This is a genomic window from Undibacterium sp. 5I1 (assembly GCF_034314085.1).
Taxonomy (GTDB): domain Bacteria; phylum Pseudomonadota; class Gammaproteobacteria; order Burkholderiales; family Burkholderiaceae_D; genus Undibacterium.
This window is the reverse complement of record NZ_JAVIWI010000001.1, coordinates 624,802-647,248: the sequence shown is the minus strand read 5'-3', so window position 1 is coordinate 647,248 and position 22,447 is coordinate 624,802. Positions and strand designations below refer to the sequence as shown.

Here is a 22,447-nt window from a genome sequence, read left to right as displayed (position 1 = left end):
GACTCGTCATTACATCTAATTATGCTACTAAAACTTATTTTATAACGCGATAACACGGTATATATGCTTTGCCTGGTAGTTTCATGCGACTTTGTGCAACAAATGAGTTAAGCAAGGCATCCATGGACTCCATCAGAGTGACATCGCCCCTGATTTCAAAATGGCCATGCTTCTCGATGGCACGTATCCCCTGGTCTTTGACATTGCCTGCGACCACGCCTGAAAAAGCGCGACGTAAATTTGCCGCCAACAAATGGCGCTCCTGATTTTTGTGCAACGCAAGGTTGCGCATATTCTCATGAGTAGGATCAAACGGCTTTTGGAATTCTGTATCGATTTTTAACAACCAATTGAAATAATACGCATCTCCTCTGGCTTTACGGAATTCTCTCACCTTCTTGATACCGGCCTGCACTTCCTGCGCGACCAACACGGGATCGTTCACAATAATTTGATAGCGTTGCTGCGCCTCTGTACCCAAAGTATCACCAATAAATTGATCAATTTGTTTAAAATAATCTTTAGCACTTTCTGGGCCTGTAAAAATCAGAGGGAAAGGCATCTCCGCATTTTCTGGGTGAAGCAAAATGCCCAACAAATACAAAATCTCTTCCGCCGTACCTGCTCCGCCAGGGAACACGACAACAGCATGACCTACTCTGACAAATGCTTCTAAGCGCTTTTCAATATCAGGCAAAATAATCAAATCATTGACGATAGGATTTGGTGCCTCTGCCGCGATAATACCTGGCTCAGTCAACCCTAAATAACGTCCGCCGTGAATACGTTGTTTCGCATGGCCGATCGTTGCACCCTTCATCGGCCCCTTCATTGCGCCCGGACCACAACCGGTGCAAATATCTAAGGCTCGCAAACCCATTTGATAACCCACCTGCTTGGTGTAGTCATATTCATCACTAGAGATGGAGTGCCCGCCCCAACAAACGACGATATTAGGATTGATTTGTGGTCGTAAGAAATTAGCGTTGCGCAGAATGTGAAATACCGCGTTGCTGATACCTTCTGTGGCTGTCAAATCGAACTGTGGGTTGTCTTCTATCTCCGACTGAACAAACAAAATATCGCGCAGCACAGCAAACAAATGCTCTTGTATTCCCTTGATCATTACACCATCAACAAAGGCACTGGCAGGCGCCGCTTTGACGTCCAGCTTAATGCCACGTTCACGTTGGACAATGCGAATATCAAAGTTTTTATAACGCTCCAGCAATTCTTTACCGTCATCCAGACTGCTACCGCAATTTAATACAGCGAGTGAGCATCGGCGAAACAATTGATAAAGACCGCTATGGCTGGTATCCAATAATTTTTGTACTTCGGCTTTGGATAAAACTTCCATCCGGCCATCGGGTGAAATTTGTGTATCAATTACGGCATATTCCATGTGTCGCATATCTTTCTAAATAGGAATGAACTCAGGCAGTCGCTTAGTCAATATCCGAACTTACCTGTGGTGATGTATTTATTTTACTCGCCGGGCTGCTTGGCACGCAAAGCATGGACTACAGCCTCCGTCACTTTATTTGTAGTCATGCGCAATTCGTTATTGAGTATGGCGGCTTGCGCGTCGGCCTTCAAGGTACAAAGCAATAATTCTGGCCATGCGTGTTCTTCCGCCAACAAGCCAACCCAACCATTTCTGCCAGAATGCTTCACTGAATATAAGGCGATATCAGCAATATCAATTACGTCTTGCCAGTCAATCGCACGTGGATAAACTGTCACGAACGGGAAACAAGCAAAACCAATCGAGCAAGTCTGACGAATAAATAAGTCGCCCTCAAGTTGGAATGGCACATCAGCCACAATAGTTCTCACTCTCTCTGCCAGTTCTTCAGCTCTGTCTCTTGAAGTGCCACGTGCCACGATCAAAAATTCTTCACCGCCCCACCGTATCAGGTAATCAGAATCGCGGAATACTTGCTGCAAGCGTTGCCGTATCTGCACCAAGATCGCATCACCGGCAGCATGACCATATTTATCATTGACTTGCTTAAAATGATCCAGATCAACTAAGAACATCAGCAAATCTGTATCTTTTGGAGTCGAGTCATCGGTAGTGGACGGAGTCTGGTAACTCCGAATACTTAAGGCGACATCAGCCTCAATATTTTGGGTCAGAAACCGTCGGTTTTTGAGCCCGGTTAAAGGATCAGTCAAACTTGCATCTTCTAATTCAAGCAAAGCTTGTTCTAGCTGTTTTTGAGTTTTTTGTAAATTGTGGTGTGTATGAGCGTTATCTAAAGCGATTGCACCGTATGCACATAAGCTACGAAATATGAGCCGTTGCCGCTCACCGTAAGCGGCTTGATTGGTCGACTGTATCGCGATCACACCCAAGATATGATCGCCGACAATCAAAGGTCCATACAAAGCAATACGCATGCGATCAGCATTGGCGCTATCAGACGAGGATTTAGAAAATCCCATCTCCATTAATAGTTCCTGTCCCTCAGTGATGCAACGCGCAGCATTGCGGGTGCTTCTATCAGGTGTTGTTAATTGCAAAGAAATAACTTCGCCATTTTCTACCCGGTGATACAAGTTCAGACTAATGCCATCTGCGTCTAACAGCCAGATGGACAAATCGGATGCATCCAATAACGCACTAAGGTGGCGATGCAGCCCGTGACAAACATTTTCTAGGTTTAAGTCAGCAGTAATTTCTTGGCCGATTTTGCTCAACAAATCGAGAGTTTGCGAGGTTTCTAACAGGGTTGCCGCTAATTGTTGATGATGCAATGCCTCAGCTCTGGCCCGTTCGGTCTCATGACGCACTTGCATCAATGTTGCCCAGTTTGCAGCTTGTTTAGTGCGCTCACGCTGATCGGCAGCGATTGCTTGTTTTGCATAAGTAAACGCATGTTGGCCATTGCCCGCGTTAGACCACGCCTCACCTAAGGACAATAATAATTTAGAAGGAGCCAGCCAGCCAGGTACTGTGTGACCAAAATCCAAGGCTTGCTCAAGATAATGCAAGACGATATTCGGTGCCGTCATATCGGCAGGCGAGGACAAAGCGTGTCGGCCATAAATTTCGGCCATTGCCTCGTTGATATCTACACCTAAGGCATCCAGGGATAGCTCGTCGATTAACTGCCTTGCCTCGTCAATTGCCTTCAACGCGGCGCCCGGCTGGTTTGCCGTTGATAAAGCGCGGGCATAACAAATTAAATGCTCTGCTAAATTATTGCGCGACCCTGCTTCGCGATATAAAGCAATTGCCGATTCAAAATAGCTTGCTGCTTGAGTTGCATCGCCACGTAGCAACAAGGTATTCGCAAGCTCTGCCTGCGCAATTGCTTTGTGAATACCGATTTTGTTGTCACTCATGCGCTCTAAGGCTTCTTGTAGCACAATCTGGCTTTGATCAAACTGCCCCAAATGTCGCAATAATTCGCCCAATCGCATCATGCTATAGCCAATTAATGCAGGCCATCCAGTTTTGCGAGAGCAAGATACCGCCCAATCGTAGCAAGCTGCAGCCTCTTCAAAATCACCTAGCTTTTGTAAACAAACACCGGCATTTGATGCAGAGACAATTGCCAACCGTAAAAGCCCAGCTTGCTCAGCAGATTTGCTGGCATGGTGATACATCACAGCAGATCGGGTCAGTTCAGGAGAAAATAAAATCTCACCTTGCGCTGCTGAAATCAGCGCGGCAACAGCTGGGTGCCTTGGCTCGGGGTTGAGCACAATCAGTTCGGCTAGCTGCTCGCTTGCGACCAAGCTATCAGTAAATGCCATTAAGTAAATCGCCCAGCCACGAGCCAGGGTTTGGCGCATGCGATCACCAACCCGACCAAAATTAATGTTGGCATTCTGAGCAGCGGCAATAGCGCGCTCCATCTGACCTTGCTCCAGCGCGATTACCGATTCTGTTAGCGCAGCATCGCCCTCACCAACCAGATCACCCGTAGCAATAAAACCTGTCCTGGCACTTTGCAAAAAATCTTCAGCATTATCAAAATCGCGGAACAATGCTGCAACCTCGGCACGAATCAATGCCAACCTGGCGCGCACGCCACGACGTTGATCTGGCATCAAAGGACTATTTCGCAATAACCCATCGGCCTCGTTTACCAAATTTAATGCTCGCTGACTATTACGCTGCCGCAAATGCCAAGCCACGTTAACCAAAGTATTGACTCTTGCGGCGCCAGCCAATGTCGCCAACTCGGTCTCAAGCCGATTTACTTCATCATCAAGCGCGTATAAGTACATGAAAATTCTTTAAATGTGCAGTAGCATCAAAGCGCTATATTATGCATGTATTTTATATAGGTTTTATTGCGATAAGACATTATCTTGAGTGAAACATGCCTACATCAAAATTAGCTTTCAGTTTGCCAGTGACTTTGCTTATTTTTTCAACATTAAACAGCAAATTAAACAGTAAAAAAAGTTTCCTCGAAAAAAACAGTAACCCAGATACTAATGCAGTAAAACATTATTTTCAGTAATAGGTTGTGAACTTCACCATCGACCTGTAAAATTCGCCCCTTCAGACGCGGGGTGGAGCAGTCTGGCAGCTCGTCGGGCTCATAACCCGAAGGTCGTAGGTTCAAATCCTGCCCCCGCAACCAATAAAATCAAAGGCTTACAGAATTGCTGTAAGCCTTTTTGCATTTAAAACGATTTATTGCTGCAATTTTGCTGCACTTCCGTTTGAAATGCCGGTGTCTATACCCTGTTCCTCAACCTCAATTGGAGCAGAAGTATGGCAACGATCAATAAACGCGGTCCGTATCAATATCAAGCCATTGTCCGGTGCAAAGGCTATCCTACCCAAACACGCACTTTAGAAACCATCAAAGCAGCCAACGACTGGGCCAGAGATGTCGAGGCAAAAATGCGACGTGGTGAGTTTAGCGACCGTTCAACCGCAGAAAGTACGACTCTCGGCGATGCACTAGAACGCTATCGCTTGGAAGTAACGCCCGCTAAGCGCGGTCATGTCAAAGAAAATTACCGTCTTTTGCAGTTGATGCGACACCCTCTGGCTTTACGTCCACTCGCCAGCCTACAAAATGTCGACTTTTCCACTTACCGTGACCAGCGACTAAAAGAAGTCGCTCCGAAGACAGTACAACTAGAACTTTCCGTATTCTCTGCTTTACTCAATACAGCCCGCCGTGACTGGTCAATTTCGGTCGCCAACACGATTACTGATATCCGTAAACCAAAACTCCCCAGAGGCCGCTCGCGTCGTCTGGTTGGCGATGAAGAGATACGTCTGTTTGATACTGCTCGCAAGAGAGAATCATCTGACCTAAGTTTATTAATCGTACTTGCTATCGAAACTGGTATGCGTTGCGGAGAAATGGTGTCCTTAACTTGGGATCAAATCGACCTAGCTCATCATTTTATTCATTTGGATATGACAAAGAATGGGACTGCTCGGGATGTGCCTTTGTCAGTCACTGCAGAATCTGCTCTGCGTAGTGCCCAGCAACATCCACATGGCCGATTGACGGGATTCCAGGCAACGGATGGCGTTACTGCAGCATTTAGTCGACTTTGCCGACATGCTGACATAACCAATTTACGTTTTCATGACCTACGCCATGAAGCGGCGTCCAGATGGGCAAAAGTATTACCCGCAGCAACACTGGCAAAAATCTTTGGCTGGAAAACCTTGCAAATGGCGATGCGCTATTACAACCCTACTGCGGCCGAGTTGGTAGCAGCTATCCGTCAAAAGACAATACATTAGCTTTCTTCTTTTTAGGATAAGTGCCGAAGAGAGATTCAAACTCTTCTCATTGAGAAAACAAAACCAAGCCAATGAATATTGGCTTGGTTAGTTGAAATAATCAGGCAACCAACATCTGTAGTTCTGCCAGCGACTCAAATTGATCAGGCTTAAGTTCAGCGCGGTCGATTGACGTAGCACGTATTTCTACCGCTTTCCCGTTCTGTAATGACACCACGCGCTCCGCACTGGCAATTGTCTCTGGTCGATGTGCAACCATAATGCGAGTCAAGTTCAGCGTACCCAATGCCTGATTGACCTTTTGCTCATTCTGCACATCCAGATGGCTCGTGGCTTCATCTAATGCCAGAATCTTGGGTTGTTTGTACAAGGCACGCGCTAGCAAGACTCGCTGCTTTTGCCCTCCTGACAAACTACTACCCATGTCCCCAACCAAGGTCTGATAACCCATCGGCATGGCCGCAATATCCTCATGAATTGCCGCCTGTCTAGCACAGTGCTCGACCTGTTCTTGCTTGGTATGTGCATCAAAAAAACTGATGTTGTCCTAAATCGAGCCGGCCATCAATACATCATCTTGCATCACAGTACCAATTAGCTTGCGATAGGCATTTATACCTAATTGCTTAGTCGGAATATTATCAATCAAGACTTCACCCTCAGTGGGTTTAAGCAAATCTAGAATGATTTTGCATAAAGTCGTTTTGCCACAACCGCTAGGGCCAACCAGAGCAATGCTTTGTCCTGCAGGAATGGTCAGATTAATCCCGTCTAACACCCAAGGCTCCCCCTCGGCATAACGAAATTTCAGGTTTTTAAGTGTAATCGTTGGCTGTATGCGAGACATATCGGTTTCTTGTACGGTATCGATTTCTGCTTCTTCTAAAACGATATCGGCTAAGCGCTCGCTATGCAGCCCTAGCATTTTTAGGTTGACTACCAAGTCAATGACGTTAAAGAAACGACCTGAGAAGGTGCTGGCGTAACTAGAAAAAGCCATTAGCATCCCTACTGTCAAGGCGTTCTGCATCACCTGTCCAGCACCGATATAAAACAAAGCCAGACTCTGAATACCAAATAAGGTGGTATTAGAAATCTTGAACAATATCGACATCTTCTGCGTCTTGATATCGCGGTTTTGTACATCCATTTTGAGATTTAGCCAACGGGCCCGACGCTCCTCCTCCCGTCCAAATAATTTCAGCGGCGAGATCGCACGGATAGTTTCTAAAAAATGGCTACTCTCTTTGGACGATAGCACCAGACGTTCTTGCGACGCCTCGCGGAACGGCTGATAAGACACCCATCGTAATACGGCGTACACCAAGACCGTCACTATCACCAAAGCAGACAACTTCACGCTATATAACAACATCATGCCGAGTGCCAGCAAGGCCATCAGACCGTCTAAGGCACTCTCCACAAACAAACTCGTCAACGTACTCTGGATCACCCCAATACTGCCAAAGCGAGAGACCACGTCACCCAGATGACGCTTCTCAAAAAAAGAGACTGGTAAATGCGTCAGATGCGCAAAAACTCGAGCACTCCATTGAAAACTGATATCCATACTCCAGCGCATCAAGAACCAACTACGCGCCAGACTGATCGCGGTTTGAGTCACCATCAGTAAAGCAAAGCCAATGACCAGCACCGTCAGTAACTCGCGGTCGCCACTGACAATGACTTCATCCACCACAAATTGATTAAACAGCGGGGAGGTAATCGCAAAGATTTCTAGCGCCAGCGCTAGTACCATGACTTGCACAATGGCGCGACGCAGGCCAACGATGTGTCCGGTTAAATCTCGGATAGCAATCTTTTTACGCTCGTCTTTCGGCTTAAAGCTCGCACTTGGAGACAACTCGCAAGCAACACCAGTAAAGTGTGCCGACGCCTCTTGCAAAGCAACACGACGCTCACCTACTGCGGGGTCAAGCAAAATCAAAGTCACTTTGCCTTGCCAATTTTTAGTAATCTTTTTTAAGACCACAAAGTGATTTAAGTTCCAATGCAAAATACATGGCAAAGCTAACTGATCTAACTCTTCCAATTCCAAGCGCAATGGTCGTGCGGACAATTGCATTGCCGACGCATGGCGCATTAATTGAGCTAACGTCGCTCCTTTAAGACTGATCGAGAATTGACGACGTAAATCCGCGAGATCAGTGTGGTAGCCGTAATGGCTTGCGACCATGGCTAAGCAAGCTAAACCGCATTCGCTCGATTCTGTTTGGAGGAGAGATTTCATCAAGTAAGATAATTAAATGAGCAATTCATTTTTTCGACACTTTCAAGCAATGTCAAGTGAGCTACGATTTAGTTCTTAATTTATATAACTAAATGAGGTTCTTGCAAAACGAAACACCGGAGAGTAATTTTATTGCGAGAAGCGCAAAATAGATGAGAAAGGAGCGGCCATTTCTGGCAAGATGAAAGTGACTAAACAACCATCTGCGCTCCGCTATGAATCCTACACAACGCCTGCTGATAATGCAACGCTGGAATTTACTGCAACACGATTTGCTACCGGAGATAAAACAGCAATGCGGGTCACTGACGCCGAAGCTGGAAAAATTGATTCATGTACTAGACTGGGTGCGCATCGAAGAATTTGTGTCGGACCAATGGCAAGGGATAGGACGCAAACCGCATGACCGTGGTGCATTGGCCAGCGCCTTCATCGCCAAAGCTGTGTTGGGGCTCAATACAACAGCGGCCTTAATAGAACGATTGACGATGGATCGCAGTTTAAAACGGCTGTGCGGCTTTGAGATGTGGAAAGAAGTTCCGAATGAAGCCACTTTTTCGCGCGCCTTTGGCGAATTTGCCCAAGCCAAATTAGCGGAGAAAGTGCACGAAGCGCTGATCAAGAGTTATTTAGGCGACAGCCTCATTGGACACATCAGCCGTGACGGCACGGCGATTGCGGCGCGCGAGAAGCCGAAGAAACACATGAAAGTTGTTTCCGTAGAAAAGGCCCAAAAGCAGCGCCGTGGACGGCCAAAGAAAGGCGAGATAAGGCCGCCAAAGGAAGAGAAAGTGACCAAGATAGGCTGGCAGTTGACGCAAACTTTACCGAGCATCGTCAATGCTTTACCCAAAGAGTGTGACCGCGGCACTAAATGCAATGCGCAAGGTTATAAAGTGAGTTGGAACGGCTACAAGCTGCATATCGACACCGCTGACTGCGGCGTTGCCATCAGTGCGCTATTGACCAGCGCCTCGGTGCACGATAGTCAAACGGCGGTGCCGTTAGCAACGATGACGGCCGCACGAGTAACGAATTTGTACGATTTGATGGATGCAGCGTATTGCAGTGAAGAGTTAAGGGCACACAGCAAAAGTCTTGGCCACGTGCCATTAATTGATCACAACGCACGCGGCGGGGAGAAGAAACCGTTCGCCCCGCATGAACAACAGCGTTATAAAGAACGCACGCAAGCTGAACGTACCAATGGCAGGCTGAAAGACGAATTTGGTGGCACGACAGTACGGGTGCGTGGTAGCGAAAAAGTGATGTCGCATTTGATGTTTGGTTTATTGGTATTGACCGCAGATCAGTTGATGCGTTTATTTACGTAACAGCTTTGCTTTTAAAGAGTCGAAAAAAACAACGTTTCCCAACGTTCATAGGGGCAGTGATGGTCACATAGGGATTGACACGCCATAAAACGATAATCCGGCACAAATTCATGTCACATGTGCCGCTTCAAACAAGAAAACCAATCGCAACAGTGGCCACACCCATGCTCGACTTTACTGGTTTGGGTATTTTGCAAGAAGCTCAGTTGTTTCCGTAGAAAAGGCCCAAAAGCAGCGCCGTGGACGGCCAAAGAAAGGCGAGATAAGGCCGCCAAAGGAAGAGAAAGTGACCAAGATAGGCTGGCAGTTGACGCAAACTTTACCGAGCATCGTCAATGCTTTACCCAAAGAGTGTGACCGCGGCACTAAATGCAATGCGCAAGGTTATAAAGTGAGTTGGAACGGCTACAAGCTGCATATCGACACCGCTGACTGCGGCGTTGCCATCAGTGCGCTATTGACCAGCGCCTCGGTGCACGATAGTCAAACGGCGGTGCCGTTAGCAACGATGACGGCCGCACGAGTAACGAATTTGTACGATTTGATGGATGCAGCGTATTGCAGTGAAGAGTTAAGGGCACACAGCAAAAGTCTTGGCCACGTGCCATTAATTGATCACAACGCACGCGGCGGGGAGAAGAAACCGTTCGCCCCGCATGAACAACAGCGTTATAAAGAACGCACGCAAGCTGAACGTACCAATGGCAGGCTGAAAGACGAATTTGGTGGCACGACAGTACGGGTGCGTGGTAGCGAAAAAGTGATGTCGCATTTGATGTTTGGTTTATTGGTATTGACCGCAGATCAGTTGATGCGTTTATTTACGTAACAGCTTTGCTTTTAAAGAGTCGAAAAAAACAACGTTTCCCAACGTTCATAGGGGCAGTGATGGTCACATAGGGATTGACACGCCATAAAACGATAATCCGGCACAAATTCATGTCACATGTGCCGCTTCAAACAAGAAAACCAATCGCAACAGTGGCCACACCCATGCTCGACTTTACTGGTTTGGGTATTTTGCAAGAAGCTCTAAATACTAGCGAATAAAAAAAATAGGCTTTACGATCTAATCTCAACGTAAATTACATCAATCCTTTTCCATTGCAGAATAAAGTGATAATTTAAAAAATATCTACAAATCTAATAGGTCATCGGATTACTTTGTTTGGATTAACAAGCGGAAGCCTCCCACTTTCTCTCATTTGTTTTTTAAAACCATCTTTCAATTCCCCACCTAGTTCGGCAAGAACAGCTTTAGCTAACACGACTAGATCTGCTGTGTCAGCATTCGAAATAGCTTTTTCAAGAGAATTATTTAGTTTTTCATCCATTAGTGGATTGAATTTTTTAAGTGCTCGTGCCGTATGTTTGCGAACGTATCCTCCTTTCTCCCTCTTTAACAAAATTATTTCGACTAACGTCTTATATAGCTCCGCGGCAAGGAAATTAATTTCTCTTTTGTCAATACAAAATTCTAGATCGATAATCAATGACGTTAAAAAATACCTAACTGAATCTAAATCAGGAACTTCCCATTGCGCCGAATTCTCGATATACCTAGCGCATGATTTCAAATGTTCTGATTCAAATGTTGCTTGTGGCAAAACAGTACTACCACAAATAATTTCTATTGTTGAATATTGCCCAATTTTAGGACAAATCTGAATATTGTAGTTTAATGTTTCAGCATCAAATACAAAGACATCAAATATTTTCCCACCCTCTGAAAACGACTCATGGAATGGGGTCGTTTTTTTTGTAAAAACTATAATTAGATCTATATCTGAGTCCTTTCGAGCAACGCCATTTATCTGTGATCCAAAAAAATAAATGAACGAGAAATCTGAATACCGATTTGAAATTACGTTGACAATAAACTCAGTTAATAAATTTTTATAATTCATATTATTTCTCTGGAAGATTTTTAATCCCCCTATTTTTTGAAAAATAGGTATTGTTCCAATGGTCGAAATGGAGATGCTTAACACCAAGCAGATCCAGTTCTGAAATTAATTCTGGAGAATAAATTTCAGCAATTACCTGAGAATTTACATAGTAAATACCACCTTCACTTAGTGTAAATTTATAAGCGATACTCAAGGTGTTTTCAGCAGACTCCCACAACCTATTTATGTGTGCGAGGAATAGATGGCTATTTTGTATGTTTTGATATGTAGAGGGATAGTGAGCTCTTGCAGCTTTGAAGTAACACAAGATATACAGCATAAAATCGCTCATTCCGCTTATGTTTCCGCTATATGAGTCTAGTCCACTAGTTTTGAATTTTTGATAAACGCTAGTAGAAGTTAAGTTCGTCTCTAGGTTTGCTGCAATTGTATAGGCATTGAATTCATCAACTCCCGTTGATATATCGTTACCCGTGAATTTTTTGCTTTTAATAATGTAAGTATTAAAGTTTGAATTTGACGGTAAAAGTACTTTAAATTTGTCTGGTATCACTTCCTCGACGATGGAAAAGTTAGCACTGTCACCTGGATGCCGCTCGGTTATCCTCCCATAACCGTTAAATAAGTAGGTAGAATTCCCGCTATTGCACTTCCTCATTAAGGTGTGCATGTCATGTACCGTTTCATGTATCGCAGTAGTTAACGTGATCAGAGAAATTCCTTTGTTAATACGAATCCACCACATCACACTGTGCGGCATAAGTCGGAATAACTGATAAGCGTCTCTGTTGTTCGAATCTAAAAGTAACTGATTCACCACAGCAGTATCTGACTCTTTTAAATTAATACTTTTATCCCATTGTGGCTCACCAAACGCGTATGACTGATCGGATTTGTTGTCTCCAGAATCAACACCTTGATTTTCAATCAAAGCCCAGCAATTCAAGGAATTATAAAAAGGCCGCTCACCCGCTTCAGCAATAGAAATATTTTCAATTTCAGTCTTTTTAAGCATTATTTTAAATTGATCCATATTTTTCACTAATCCGGTATCCGAGCTATTGGAGTTTTTTTCCTTACCGTTTATTTGCGCACCACAAGGAAATGCACTAAAAAAAAACATAAGTATTAATGGTATTTTAAGCATTTGTTAAATAGATTTTGGAGGTATTGTCAAATAAGGTTTGCTGAAGATAATTGAACTCAGTAATGTGAAGTAATAAAAAAGGGCATAGAGGTCAATTTCCTTATTTTAATTTATACAAAATAATCCTAACCAAGTCATGACTTTTTGCTTTATGGTGGCATTCATTATTTTCTTTAACAAATGCCACTACTTTCTATTTCACAAATCGCAGAAATATAAATCTAATTTCGTACCTCGTCTTGCTGAGACATTGATCATTTTTGCATAGTTACTGTTGTGCAAATCTGCGCAGAAACAACCGGCGTTGGAGTGCCAGCGCATGTGATCACAGATATTGTGTTGTCATTATTTGTACAAGTTTGAATCGACTGTCCTACGGCACCTACAGTTATACAAACACTGGTTACAACAGTTGCTCCACTCGATTCCGAATTCTGTCCCGAGTTCGACCCCGAAACTGATACAGATTGAATTGGCTCTTCGCCATAGTAGGCATTGTTAATATCCAATCCATATTGAGCAGCTAGGCCAATATCCCCACCACCAACCGCAAACAATTCGTCATTTGTAATTAAACGCATTTTGTGTTTCCCTATACATGGTTAAGTTGAACTATGCCTCATGACATAGTTTTGCTGCTCCGTTCTTGGTCTCGACTACCTTGAACGGTTTTTCGGACTGGGTCTGGAAGAAAATATCCTTTCAGATCCAGTATTCGAATCTTGTTGGGTTACAAATTTCTATAGTTGTAGTAATTTTTCTTAGCCAGCATTTGTCACTGCCAATACTGGCTCTGCAATCCACTCCCAAATCTTGCGTTTGTCCTGCAATATGTCTGCCTCTAGGGTCATACCTGACTTTAGATTTTGCACTTGTCCGTAGGCATCTATTGTTTGTTTTTCTAGTCTGACTTTAATTCTGTACAAGGCTTCATTACTGTTGAAGCCTTGAATATTCTGCTGGGCGTTACTCAAAATCGTACTGGCTAAATTAGGGGGTAATTCATTTGGTGCGAATGGAGTGTCGCTAATGTCGGTAACGGTGCCTTTTTGCAGTCCAAATTTTTGGTAAGGGTAGGCTTGATAGCGGATCAGGACTTGCTGTCCATTGGCGACGAAACCTGCGGTGCGGCTGGGTGCGTATAGATGGACCTCTAGCTGCGCTGCATCAGTCGTCTTTGTTGTGTCTAGTGTGTCTGTTGTCTTCGCTAACTTGGAGGATGAGGGTTGTTGGCGCGCACTCAATATTGACCAGCTGCGCGCATTGAATATTGACCAGGCGCTTAGTTGCTGAGCATACAAGTTTGTTTCAGGTTTGTCGATCAATTATGTGTGCATTGTTTTCTCCATTTGTTGAACTCAATTTAGCCACTTAAGCACTAAAACTCCTGCCCAGAGACTTCACCAGGTTCTGCTGATATCTCAGTCTCAGGCTTGTTTAATTCCCGGCTTCTTTCTCTTGATTTAATCCGCATTTTTGCTGTGGCACTGCTATGTTTGAAACGATAGGAATCATTACCTGTTTCAATAATATGGCAATGGTGTGTCAGTCGGTCCAGTAACGCAGTCGTCAGTTTTGCATCGCCAAAGACGTTGCTCCACTCAGAGAATGTCAGGTTGGTCGTGATGACGACGCTGGTTCGTTCGTAGAGTTTAGACAGTAAATGGAACAGTAACGCACCACCCACCTGTGAGAATGGCAGGTAACCTAACTCATCTAAGATCACCAAATCCATCTGCATAAGGCTTAGGGCCATGCGTCCTTGTTTGCCTGCTGCCTTTTCTAATTCCAAGGCATTCACCAGTTCAATCGTTGAGAAGAAGCGCACTCGCTTTCCATGTTGCGTAATACCGGAGACCGCCAGTGCTGTTGCCAGATGGCTTTTACCTGTGCCAGTGCCACCAATCAGCACCACGTTGTGCGCAGCCTCTGTGAAGGCTAACGTGGCCAACTGTTCGATCAGCTTTTGGTCTACTTTGGATTGGCTAAAATCGAAATCAGCTAGGTGGCGATGAATCGGAAATTTGGCAACGTGCAACTGATAACGGATCGAACGCATCGCTCGATCCGTCGATTCCGCTTCTAACAAGTGTTGAATGAGCCATTCCGATGTACTCACGGACGCGGTACTCTGTGCTGTTAAATCGGTATAGGCAGTTGCCATTCCATATAACTTGAGTGATTTAAGTTCACTGATGATGTTAAACATGCTGATTCTCCTGATGTAAGCTGTCGTAGCGACTTGCATCGGCTACCGGCTCTTCGATTAATTGCAAGCTTGTGGCGACGGGGTCAGGACGATCGCCCTGACTTAATCGCACCAATACGTTAGTGATGTGTTCAACACTGGTTGCACCGGACTCCAGCACTAGTTCTACTGCCACAATGACGGTATCAAGGCCATGGTGCGGGATAGCCGCTAACACTTGAGCCATGACGCGATCACCACCGGCACGGCGTAGCAAGGTGGTTTGCAATTTGATTAAAGGCGCCGGCATCAATGCAAAGGGTGCACCGTTTCGTAAGACACCGGGCTTTCTTTCTGCCAGAAGGATGTAATGCTGCCAGTCATAGCTGGTCTGATCACGTCCAAATAGTCGTAGATGACATGCAACCCTCTCATTCTCAGCGTAGACGGCAATCTGTTCTGAATACAGATGAACACTGACCATGTGATTGGCCAAATAGCACGGTACTGAATAACGATTACGGTGGACATGAACTAAGCAAGTAGAAGAAACCCGTGCTACGAGTTCGACATAGCCATCGAAGGGTGTTGGCATCGGCATGAGTTGGGCTTGCTCATGTTCCAGCACGTCGGCGACGGTCAACTCAGGGTAATCCGGATGGCGGCATTCACTCCAGAGTAACTTGCAGCGTACCGCCAGCCATGCATTGAGTTCCGCAAAGCTGCCGAAGCGTTCCTGTCTGGCGTCGTTCCAGATACGACGGCGACTATCCTGGACGTTCTTCTCAACAATACCTTTCTCCCAGCCAGACGCCACATTGCAGAAGTCGGGGTCAAACAAGTAATGGGCTGTCATTGCAAAGAAGCGTGCATTGACGATACGACCTTTGCCTTTCATGACTTTATCGACAGCGGTCTTCATGTTGTCATAGATACCGCGCCGTGCAATACCACCCATGGCAGTAAAGGCGCGAGTATGGGCATCGAAGAGCATTTCGTGGCTTTGCGTCGGATAAGCCACCAGCCAAAAGGCACGGCTGGCGCACAGCTTAGTGTGTGCTACAAGGATTTTGCGATGAATGCCACCAATGACAAGCAGCTCCTCACTCCAGTCAAACTGGAATGCTTCGCCGAGTTGAAACTTCAGTGGAACGAAGGCAGATTTACCAGTGACTTTGGCAGCTTGGTCACGCCAGGCGTAAATGTAACGGTTGACACCCGAGTAGCTACCGGTGAACCCTGCTTGCTGGAGTTCCTTAAATAGCATAAGCGCAGTACGACGTTCTTTTTTAGGTCGATGGCTGTCGGTTTGTAGCGCTAACTGAATGAGGGATGCAAAGGGAGCTATTTTACTGACAGTCGGAGGCCGGGCATACTTCGGCTCAGTCCCTTCGGCTTCTTTAAGCCACTTCTTGATGGTATTGCGCGACAGGCTGGTTCGTCGCTGAATTTCGCTAATGGATAGCCGTTCTCGGTAGAACAGCCGCCTGACCTTAGAGTACATTCCCATGGTAATCACCTTGAATTCCCTCGCAGTCAAAACTGCAAGGATAGGTTAATTTACCTGGTCAATATTCAGTGCGTATAACTGCGTTTATCTGGTCAATATTGAGTGCGCGCCAACACCCAATAAAACTGATTCATCAATCTCACCCGCTCTGAGCACCAAATCTCGCGCTCTAACCAGGGCTAGCAATATTTCACTTCCCTCAAACTCCCAAGTGTTTAGAGCGCCCTGAATTTGATCGGCAGTTAACGCTTCAACAAGTTCTAAATTTACCGTATTCATCATGTTATTAGTTCCCCTTTTTTTGCGGTCTCACATGGGAGTGAAAATTCGTGAAGCATCAACAGCTTGTTCACGTGTTATTACCCCCCCATATAACCTATACCAATACCTACGGGGATGGGTGAACCAGCTCCCCCCATTTTTTGAAGTTCAAATGCACGAACAACTGGGCTCAATATGCTCAAACTACCCACCCCTTTTATAGCAACGCCGGACAAGCCTTCACCAATGGAGACGGTATTTGCAGTACCCGCACGACCAATACTATTTAATTTAGCTTGCATTGCTTCTCCTTTTGCGATCTGTGATGCTGGTGTCTGCATGGGAGATATAACTTCAACTGTACTTACACTATTGTCTGACCAGACGGCTGCAACGTCAGCTCTTTGAAGGCCAGCAGCCGGATTTCCAGTGATCGCTGAAAACGGGCGATTGTAATGCACCTCTTTAGCGCCTTGTTTTGACAATTGCTCTCCAATCTTGGCACTCGCTTTGGCGTGTCCACTCCTGTCATTTGGGTCAGTTTTTTGGGGAGTTCCGTAGTGTTTACAACCATTGCCATCTGTCGTACATTCAGCTCGGCCGTTAGGATCAATATACCGATACGGATTATTAGATGCATAGACATAGCGATTAAATCCAGTTCCGGTATTAGCATCCGTGAGCACCGGATCTTCACTCAAGAATCGTCCCGCCGCAGGATCATAGTACCGCTGCTGCATATACGTCAAACCGGTGTACACGTCATTCAGATTTATTACAACCGACTACAGAACGTATACAGATGGTATACAGACGTGTTTCAAAGCGTATTCAAATGTGTTTCAACGATAGGCAGAATCGGGTTCAACAATAGACAAAGCCGGTGCTGTTGCCAACACCGGCTTTTATTTTATTGCGCACGTCTCACGATTGATCTGATGCTTTACGAGTCTGAGATGTTGGGCTTCGCTTCGTTTTTCGCCAACCTGCGTTAGCCCGGCTATGCTTGTTATGGCACATGCACAGAAAGAATTTCGAAAGCATATGCAGAGCCTTCTTCATAAACGCGCACGACCAACGCCAAATCGCTAGCTCCTTCGTCCACAGTGTACAGATCGACCAATGCATCCCAATATCCGATCATCCACTGACATGCCGACGTCCGCCACGTATCTTCTGGCAAACTGGTCAATTGAGCGCCATAGCGCTTTATGTTGCCAGCAATTCTGGCTGCATCTTCTGCGGAAATCTGGCGAACTCCTTCCACTTTTCGCACAAGATCGAAATTCTCTTCTTTCAATCCTTCCACGATGTCAGCAAAGGCACGTCTCCACGCAGTTGGAATCGAACTTTGGTTATGCTCATCTTTCAAAACAGGTACGATTTCGCTCATATTTACTTTCCATTATGAAGTTCGGTATGACAAACTTTGCAAACCTCTACGTGATTTTCTGGTGTTGTGGGTCCTCCATCGGCATGGCGTATTTCGTGATGGCCGGTCGAGTTTGACTGATCGATGTCTGTCCCACAACCGTTTCCGCATTTGTTACCTTGCTCTCCTCGTTTCGCTTCACGTTCCCCTGGGGTGAAAAAGCGCTTCGGGTCTCTTTCATCATTAGGTACGCTACCTGGCCCTGTTGGTGGCTTTGGTAAAGAGCTCGAAATACCGACATCTGCCTTCGTGTCGCTTTTATCACCTGTCTTTGGTGCATCAGATGCATCATTTTTCTTAGGCTCTGATTTAAAGACATCACTGTGAACAACATCCCAAATTACCGTCGCAATTAAACCACCAAGAATCGGTGCGCCTAGTGCTGTAGCTGTTTCGTAACCAGCCGCATAGGCCAAGCGAAGAGCCCAAGGATTTCGTCCATCAGGATCAACAAATTTGTAAGGGTTATTATTTGCGTAGACATAGCGATTAAATCCGCTACCAGTATTCGCATCCGTAAGAACGGGGTCCTCAGATAAAAACCGAGCAGCCACAGGATCATAGTAGCGCTGCTGCATATAAGTCAAACCGGTGTCAGCGTCATTCACATGACCCGTGAAACCGATCGTCGGCACGTCACTGCCCGCCACCGTCATGCCATAGGCTTCGTATTTGGTCTGGGTAAGACGAGTCCCGTTTTGATCCGTCTTCGCTACCGGACTGCCTAATCCGTCGGTGTGAACATAGATGACGGTTTCTGCGCCGACGTCGTTGGTGTGGATGATGCCTTTGCCCACAGCGCCTGAACTCGTCGTCTCGGCTAAAACCTGGCTAATCCCTCCTAGGGCTAAGCTCAGAGTCAGGATCAGGCTTATGCTCAGTCTCGAACTCAAACTAAGCAACAAGCCCGTTGTTTTAAGCGTCTGTTTTTTCATATAAGTGACGAAGCTCATTGCGTTACCTCTGCTATCACGTGACGGTTTAAATAAATGTAGTTCGTCTGCTTACCGTTATTGGGGCCACCGGTTTGTTGTATCGTGAGTAATTGTCCTGCTGGGCTGTAAATTTGTAGTTGGCTGGTGCCATCGACGTGATTGACTCTGAGGCGGTGACCCAGTGCATCATAAACATAGTCAGCTTTGCTCGTGGCACTGGTCATGCGGTTGCCTTGGTCAAAGATGTATAGCTGATTGCCTCGTTGTTTGATGTTGCCTTGGCTGTCGAAGTCGTAGCTGTAGTAAAAATTACTGATATTGCTACTGATGCTGTTGAGCCGGTTTTTTGTGGTGTCGTAGCTGTGGAGGTTGGTGCGGCTGCCAACGGTGCTTGTGAGCAGGCTGTCTAGGGTGTCGTCGCTCATGCTGCGCGTGGGGAATATTCGTTTAATCCATGACGAAAGCAGATACTCCCTCTGTTTTTCTTCTGAAATGGCTGAGTATCCATATTTTATCTAGATGTCTTTAATATGCTCATAGGGAGTATATTATTTTTTATAGTCTTCAGTCTTACCAAGACACGCTTTTACGTTTATCACAGGCATCGCATTATTGTTCTGATGCTCTAAAGGTTTGAGATGTTGGGCTTCGCTTCTAGATGCGCCAACCTAGGTTCATCTGCACTACGCTTGCTGGAAATTGTGTCTCCCAACATGCCACGAAAACATCAAAATATTTGCGGATGAGTCTGACAGGACAGGTGGCGTACATATCGAATCAGCCTGAGGTAATCCATCGCTGCGTTTCATAACGCAGTAGCAGAAATGTCGGGCTTGAATTTTATTAATTGACTATTTCATAACATACAGGAATACTATTCCCGGTTAGATATCGAAAATCTACAGACTTCCGGAGATCGCAATGTTGCATAGTATTGAAGATAGAGTTCGCGCCTGCGAACAAGAAAATGTCCGTTTACGCAAGCGGATTGCCCGTCAAAACATGTTTTGGGTGAGCGTGTTGTTGCTTGTTGCTGGCGGCGGCGCATTTGCCGGCTCCAGTCTGAAAAATGCGATTTTTGATAGTATTAAAGCGAAAGAAGTCGTTGTCGTAGATGACAAAGGTGTGGTCCATGCCCGTATGGGTGGCGATTTGCCCAATGCAGTGATGGCTGGCGGACATGTTGCTAACAGGGGGTCGAAGGCAGCCGGTTTTATTATTTATGATGAGGAAGGTATCGAGCGAGGCGGCTATGCCACCATGGACAATGGCAGCAACGCCATGTTGACACTCGACTCAAAACATAAAATGGCTGCCATTCTCGTTGCTGGCCCATCTATAAATCAGGCAAGTGCTCTGACATTAATTACGCAAGCTAGTGCCATTGAACTTAGGTCGGATACGGACGGATCCCGTCTGACAGTGACTGATCCGAAGGTGGGTATAACATTGCAACAACCAAATATCGCCGCACTTTCTACAACTACTTGCACAGACTACAAGGAGCTAGCGACAAAATACCCTGGAGAGAAGATATGTCAGAGGAGGTTTGCGGATTCGACTTGTAATGCCTGCTTTAAAACTGAGTAAACAGTAAGCCTGCATCAGTCTGACAAAAGACCTTTCCCAAGAAACGAATCGTCGGGCATAGCGTATGTTATAAAGTACGCAATCATATGGCTAGCCCTTCGTGTGATCAATTACTGGGGGCGCCTTTGGTGCACCTAATTGAAATCTCGGTTTATCCAGGAAAGTCAGAATTTTTGCTGCACTTGAGTGCATAAATTCCAGTATAATCCGACCAACTTAGCATATGACAATGCATTAATTTCATTGAGTATTTTTTATTTTAAACGCCTCTAGGTTTTGGTTTACAACCCTTAGATTATGGGTTCAAATCCCGACCTCGCAACTAAACAATGCCTAGTCCTTGATTATTCAAACTCAAGGACTTTTTTGTTTTCTGCCTATCGCTTCTCCCTTGGAATGCATAAGCTCCCCGGGATGAGCAACTTAGCTCTCTCAGCCACGCTATCGTGTCGTGTCGTGTCCCACATTATGAGAAAAATGAGGGGAGTGCTAGACTGCGTTGTCCCTATAATTATCTGATCGCTTTCTGGAACACCTCCCATGACAAATCCTAGTTTATTCAATACCCTGCCCTTATCAGCCCCGTTACTGGCTAATCTGGAGAGTCTCGGTTATTTAGAGATGACGCCGATCCAGGCAGCGAGCTTGCCCCTGATTCTGGAGCAACGTGATGTGATTGCGCAGGCCAAAACAGGGAGTGGTAAAACAGCGGCGTTCAGTCTAGGCATCCTTGCCAAGCTCAATCCACTCTATTTTGCGGTGCAGGGTCTGGTGATCTGCCCGACGCGTGAGCTGGCGGATCAGGTATCGAATGAGTTACGTCGTCTGGCTCGCTCAGTAGAAAATATCAAAGTTTTGACCTTGTGCGGGGGTGCGCCGATGCGCCCGCAAATAGCCTCGCTGGAACATGGCGCGCATATCGTGGTCGGAACCCCGGGACGGATTCTGGATCACATCGGCCGCGGGAGTATCAATTTAAATACCGTACAGACGCTGGTACTGGATGAAGCAGATCGCATGGTCGATATGGGGTTTTATGAAGATATCTACGGCATTGTTGCGGCGTGTTCACCACGTCGCCAGACGCTATTATTTTCTGCTACTTACCCTGACGACATCCGCAAAGCCAGTGCGCAATTTTTGCGCGATCCGGCCGAAATCAAAGTGGAATCGCAACACACCGGCAGCCATATTGAACAACTGTTTTATCTGGTCACACCAGAGGAACGCAATGCGGCGGTAGCGCGCTTGTTATCGCATTACAAGCCGGTTTCGACGATCGCTTTTTGTAATACTAAGGTCCATTGCCGCGAACTGGCAGATGAATTGCAAGCGCAAGGCATCAATGCGCTAGCGCTGTATGGCGATCTGGAGCAGCGCGAGCGTGATGAAATCTTGGTCCGTTTTGCTAATCAAAGTTGTTCGGTACTGGTCGCCACCGACGTTGCTGCACGGGGTCTGGATATCCAAACTCTGGGCGCTGTCATCAATGTCGATGTCTCCAAAGATACTGAAGTCCATATCCATCGCATAGGCCGTACAGGTCGAGCTGGCGAAAAAGGTTTAGCGCTCAGTCTGGCAACACCGAGTGAGAAAAAATGGGTCAAGCTCATCGAAGAATACCAGGGGCAGTCGGTGCAATGGCATGAACTTGCTGAACTGGATACAACCTCTGACACCACCCTACAAGCACCAATGGTCAGTATTTGCATCATGGGCGGAAAAAAAGACAAGTTGCGTCCCGGTGATTTGCTCGGCGCCCTGACAGGTGATGTTGGTTTGCGCAAAGAGCAAGTGGGCAAGATCAATGTGTTTGAATTTATGACTTATGTCGCGCTAGACCGACAGATCGCTGAACAGGCGCTGGATAAATTAAGCCGCTGCAATATCAAAGGGCGTCAATTCAGGATGCGGGCGATTTATTGAGCTTAGCTATAGTCCACTCAGTTTTTTTAAACCTTATTTCATCGATTTTTAAACCCAGAGTTTTCATTGGAACAGCGACAAGTGTGCCTTTGGCGGACTGACTGGCTGCACGCGACGACGACGCAAGGCAATTTGCCAAAGGTGCAATTGTTGCGGTAGCGCTCACACTCAAATCGCGGCGGTGCTGCACCTCTGAACATCGGATGCCGTCTGCGTTTTTTGCGGA

The 22,447-nt window shown here is 46.0% G+C and carries 17 protein-coding genes, 1 tRNA gene and 2 pseudogenes; 6 read left to right on the top strand and 14 right to left on the bottom strand.

Annotation, left to right across the window (positions count from 1 at the left end; genetic code table 11):
* Window positions 1-34: 34 nt before the first annotated feature.
* Complete coding sequence (gene ppnN / locus RGU72_RS02725; protein WP_322118266.1) at window positions 35-1,405, bottom strand: nucleotide 5'-monophosphate nucleosidase PpnN; 1,371 nt, start codon at window positions 1,403-1,405, stop codon at window positions 35-37.
* An 83-nt stretch (window positions 1,406-1,488) separates the two neighbouring features.
* Window positions 1,489-4,245: a diguanylate cyclase domain-containing protein gene (locus RGU72_RS02720; RefSeq protein WP_322118265.1), complete on the bottom strand. Its 2,757-nt coding sequence runs from the start codon at window positions 4,243-4,245 to the stop codon at window positions 1,489-1,491.
* 285 nt (window positions 4,246-4,530) lie between these two features.
* On the opposite strand from RGU72_RS02720, the gene RGU72_RS02715 reads away from it, so the two are divergent.
* Together RGU72_RS02715 and RGU72_RS02710 are read left to right on the top strand one after the other, a co-directional pair.
* Window positions 4,531-4,607, top strand: a tRNA-Met gene (locus RGU72_RS02715).
* Between the two features lie 134 nt (window positions 4,608-4,741).
* On the top strand, window positions 4,742-5,737 hold the full coding sequence (locus RGU72_RS02710; RefSeq protein WP_322118264.1) for a site-specific integrase: 996 nt from the start codon (window positions 4,742-4,744) through the stop codon (window positions 5,735-5,737).
* Window positions 5,738-5,837: 100 nt separating this feature from the next.
* Here the strand turns inward: RGU72_RS02710 and RGU72_RS02705 are convergent.
* Window positions 5,838-7,988: pseudogene (locus RGU72_RS02705) on the bottom strand (peptidase domain-containing ABC transporter).
* A 215-nt stretch (window positions 7,989-8,203) separates the two neighbouring features.
* Here RGU72_RS02705 and RGU72_RS02700 point away from each other — a divergent pair.
* Both RGU72_RS02700 and RGU72_RS02695 read left to right on the top strand, forming a co-directional pair.
* Window positions 8,204-9,322 carry a transposase gene (locus tag RGU72_RS02700; protein WP_322117783.1) on the top strand — a complete coding sequence of 373 codons (1,119 nt, stop codon included), beginning with the start codon at window positions 8,204-8,206 and terminating at the stop codon, window positions 9,320-9,322.
* Between the two features lie 343 nt (window positions 9,323-9,665).
* Window positions 9,666-10,151 (top strand): annotated as a pseudogene (locus RGU72_RS02695) (transposase); the annotation flags it as partial.
* A gap of 322 nt (window positions 10,152-10,473) precedes the next feature.
* Here RGU72_RS02695 and RGU72_RS02690 read toward each other — a convergent pair.
* The 11 genes from RGU72_RS02690 to RGU72_RS02640 all read right to left on the bottom strand — a co-directional run bounded on the left by RGU72_RS02690 (window position 10,474) and on the right by RGU72_RS02640 (window position 19,130).
* A complete protein-coding gene (locus tag RGU72_RS02690; RefSeq protein WP_322118263.1) occupies window positions 10,474-11,229 on the bottom strand; it encodes a nucleotidyltransferase domain-containing protein in 756 nt (251 codons plus the stop codon).
* A 1-nt stretch (window position 11,230) separates the two neighbouring features.
* Window positions 11,231-12,379 carry a hypothetical protein gene (locus RGU72_RS02685; protein WP_322118262.1) on the bottom strand — a complete coding sequence of 383 codons (1,149 nt, stop codon included), beginning with the start codon at window positions 12,377-12,379 and terminating at the stop codon, window positions 11,231-11,233.
* A gap of 254 nt (window positions 12,380-12,633) precedes the next feature.
* Window positions 12,634-12,960, bottom strand: coding sequence for a hypothetical protein (locus tag RGU72_RS02680; RefSeq protein WP_322118261.1), 327 nt, complete (start codon window positions 12,958-12,960; stop codon window positions 12,634-12,636).
* 180 nt (window positions 12,961-13,140) lie between these two features.
* Window positions 13,141-13,704, bottom strand: a complete 564-nt coding sequence (locus RGU72_RS02675) for an HlyD family secretion protein (RefSeq protein ID WP_322118260.1) — start codon at window positions 13,702-13,704, stop codon at window positions 13,141-13,143.
* 53 nt (window positions 13,705-13,757) lie between these two features.
* Window positions 13,758-14,588 (bottom strand): IS21-like element helper ATPase IstB, encoded by an 831-nt coding sequence (gene istB, locus RGU72_RS02670; protein ID WP_322118259.1) that lies wholly within the window; start codon window positions 14,586-14,588, stop codon window positions 13,758-13,760.
* Window positions 14,581-16,077 carry an IS21 family transposase gene (istA, locus tag RGU72_RS02665; protein ID WP_322118258.1) on the bottom strand — a complete coding sequence of 499 codons (1,497 nt, stop codon included), beginning with the start codon at window positions 16,075-16,077 and terminating at the stop codon, window positions 14,581-14,583. The genes istB and istA overlap by 8 nt, the downstream gene beginning before the upstream one ends.
* Before the next feature lie 84 nt (window positions 16,078-16,161).
* A complete protein-coding gene (locus RGU72_RS02660) occupies window positions 16,162-16,359 on the bottom strand; it encodes a hypothetical protein (RefSeq protein WP_322118257.1) in 198 nt (65 codons plus the stop codon).
* 77 nt (window positions 16,360-16,436) lie between these two features.
* Window positions 16,437-17,099, bottom strand: coding sequence for an RHS repeat-associated core domain-containing protein (locus RGU72_RS02655; protein ID WP_322118256.1), 663 nt, complete (start codon window positions 17,097-17,099; stop codon window positions 16,437-16,439).
* 248 nt (window positions 17,100-17,347) lie between these two features.
* Window positions 17,348-17,731 (bottom strand): hypothetical protein, encoded by a 384-nt coding sequence (locus RGU72_RS02650; protein ID WP_322118255.1) that lies wholly within the window; start codon window positions 17,729-17,731, stop codon window positions 17,348-17,350.
* Between the two features lie 2 nt (window positions 17,732-17,733).
* Entirely contained in the window at window positions 17,734-18,723 is a 990-nt protein-coding gene (locus RGU72_RS02645; protein WP_322118254.1) for an RHS repeat-associated core domain-containing protein, read from the bottom strand.
* Window positions 18,720-19,130: a hypothetical protein gene (locus RGU72_RS02640; RefSeq protein WP_322118253.1), complete on the bottom strand. Its 411-nt coding sequence runs from the start codon at window positions 19,128-19,130 to the stop codon at window positions 18,720-18,722. The genes RGU72_RS02645 and RGU72_RS02640 overlap by 4 nt, the downstream gene beginning before the upstream one ends.
* Window positions 19,131-19,626: 496 nt before the next feature.
* Here RGU72_RS02640 and RGU72_RS02635 point away from each other — a divergent pair, with 496 nt between their 5' ends.
* Both RGU72_RS02635 and dbpA read left to right on the top strand, forming a co-directional pair.
* Window positions 19,627-20,295: a hypothetical protein gene (locus RGU72_RS02635; RefSeq protein ID WP_322118252.1), complete on the top strand. Its 669-nt coding sequence runs from the start codon at window positions 19,627-19,629 to the stop codon at window positions 20,293-20,295.
* Between the two features lie 540 nt (window positions 20,296-20,835).
* Window positions 20,836-22,221 carry an ATP-dependent RNA helicase DbpA gene (gene dbpA, locus RGU72_RS02630; RefSeq protein ID WP_322118251.1) on the top strand — a complete coding sequence of 462 codons (1,386 nt, stop codon included), beginning with the start codon at window positions 20,836-20,838 and terminating at the stop codon, window positions 22,219-22,221.
* Window positions 22,222-22,447 lie beyond the last annotated feature (226 nt).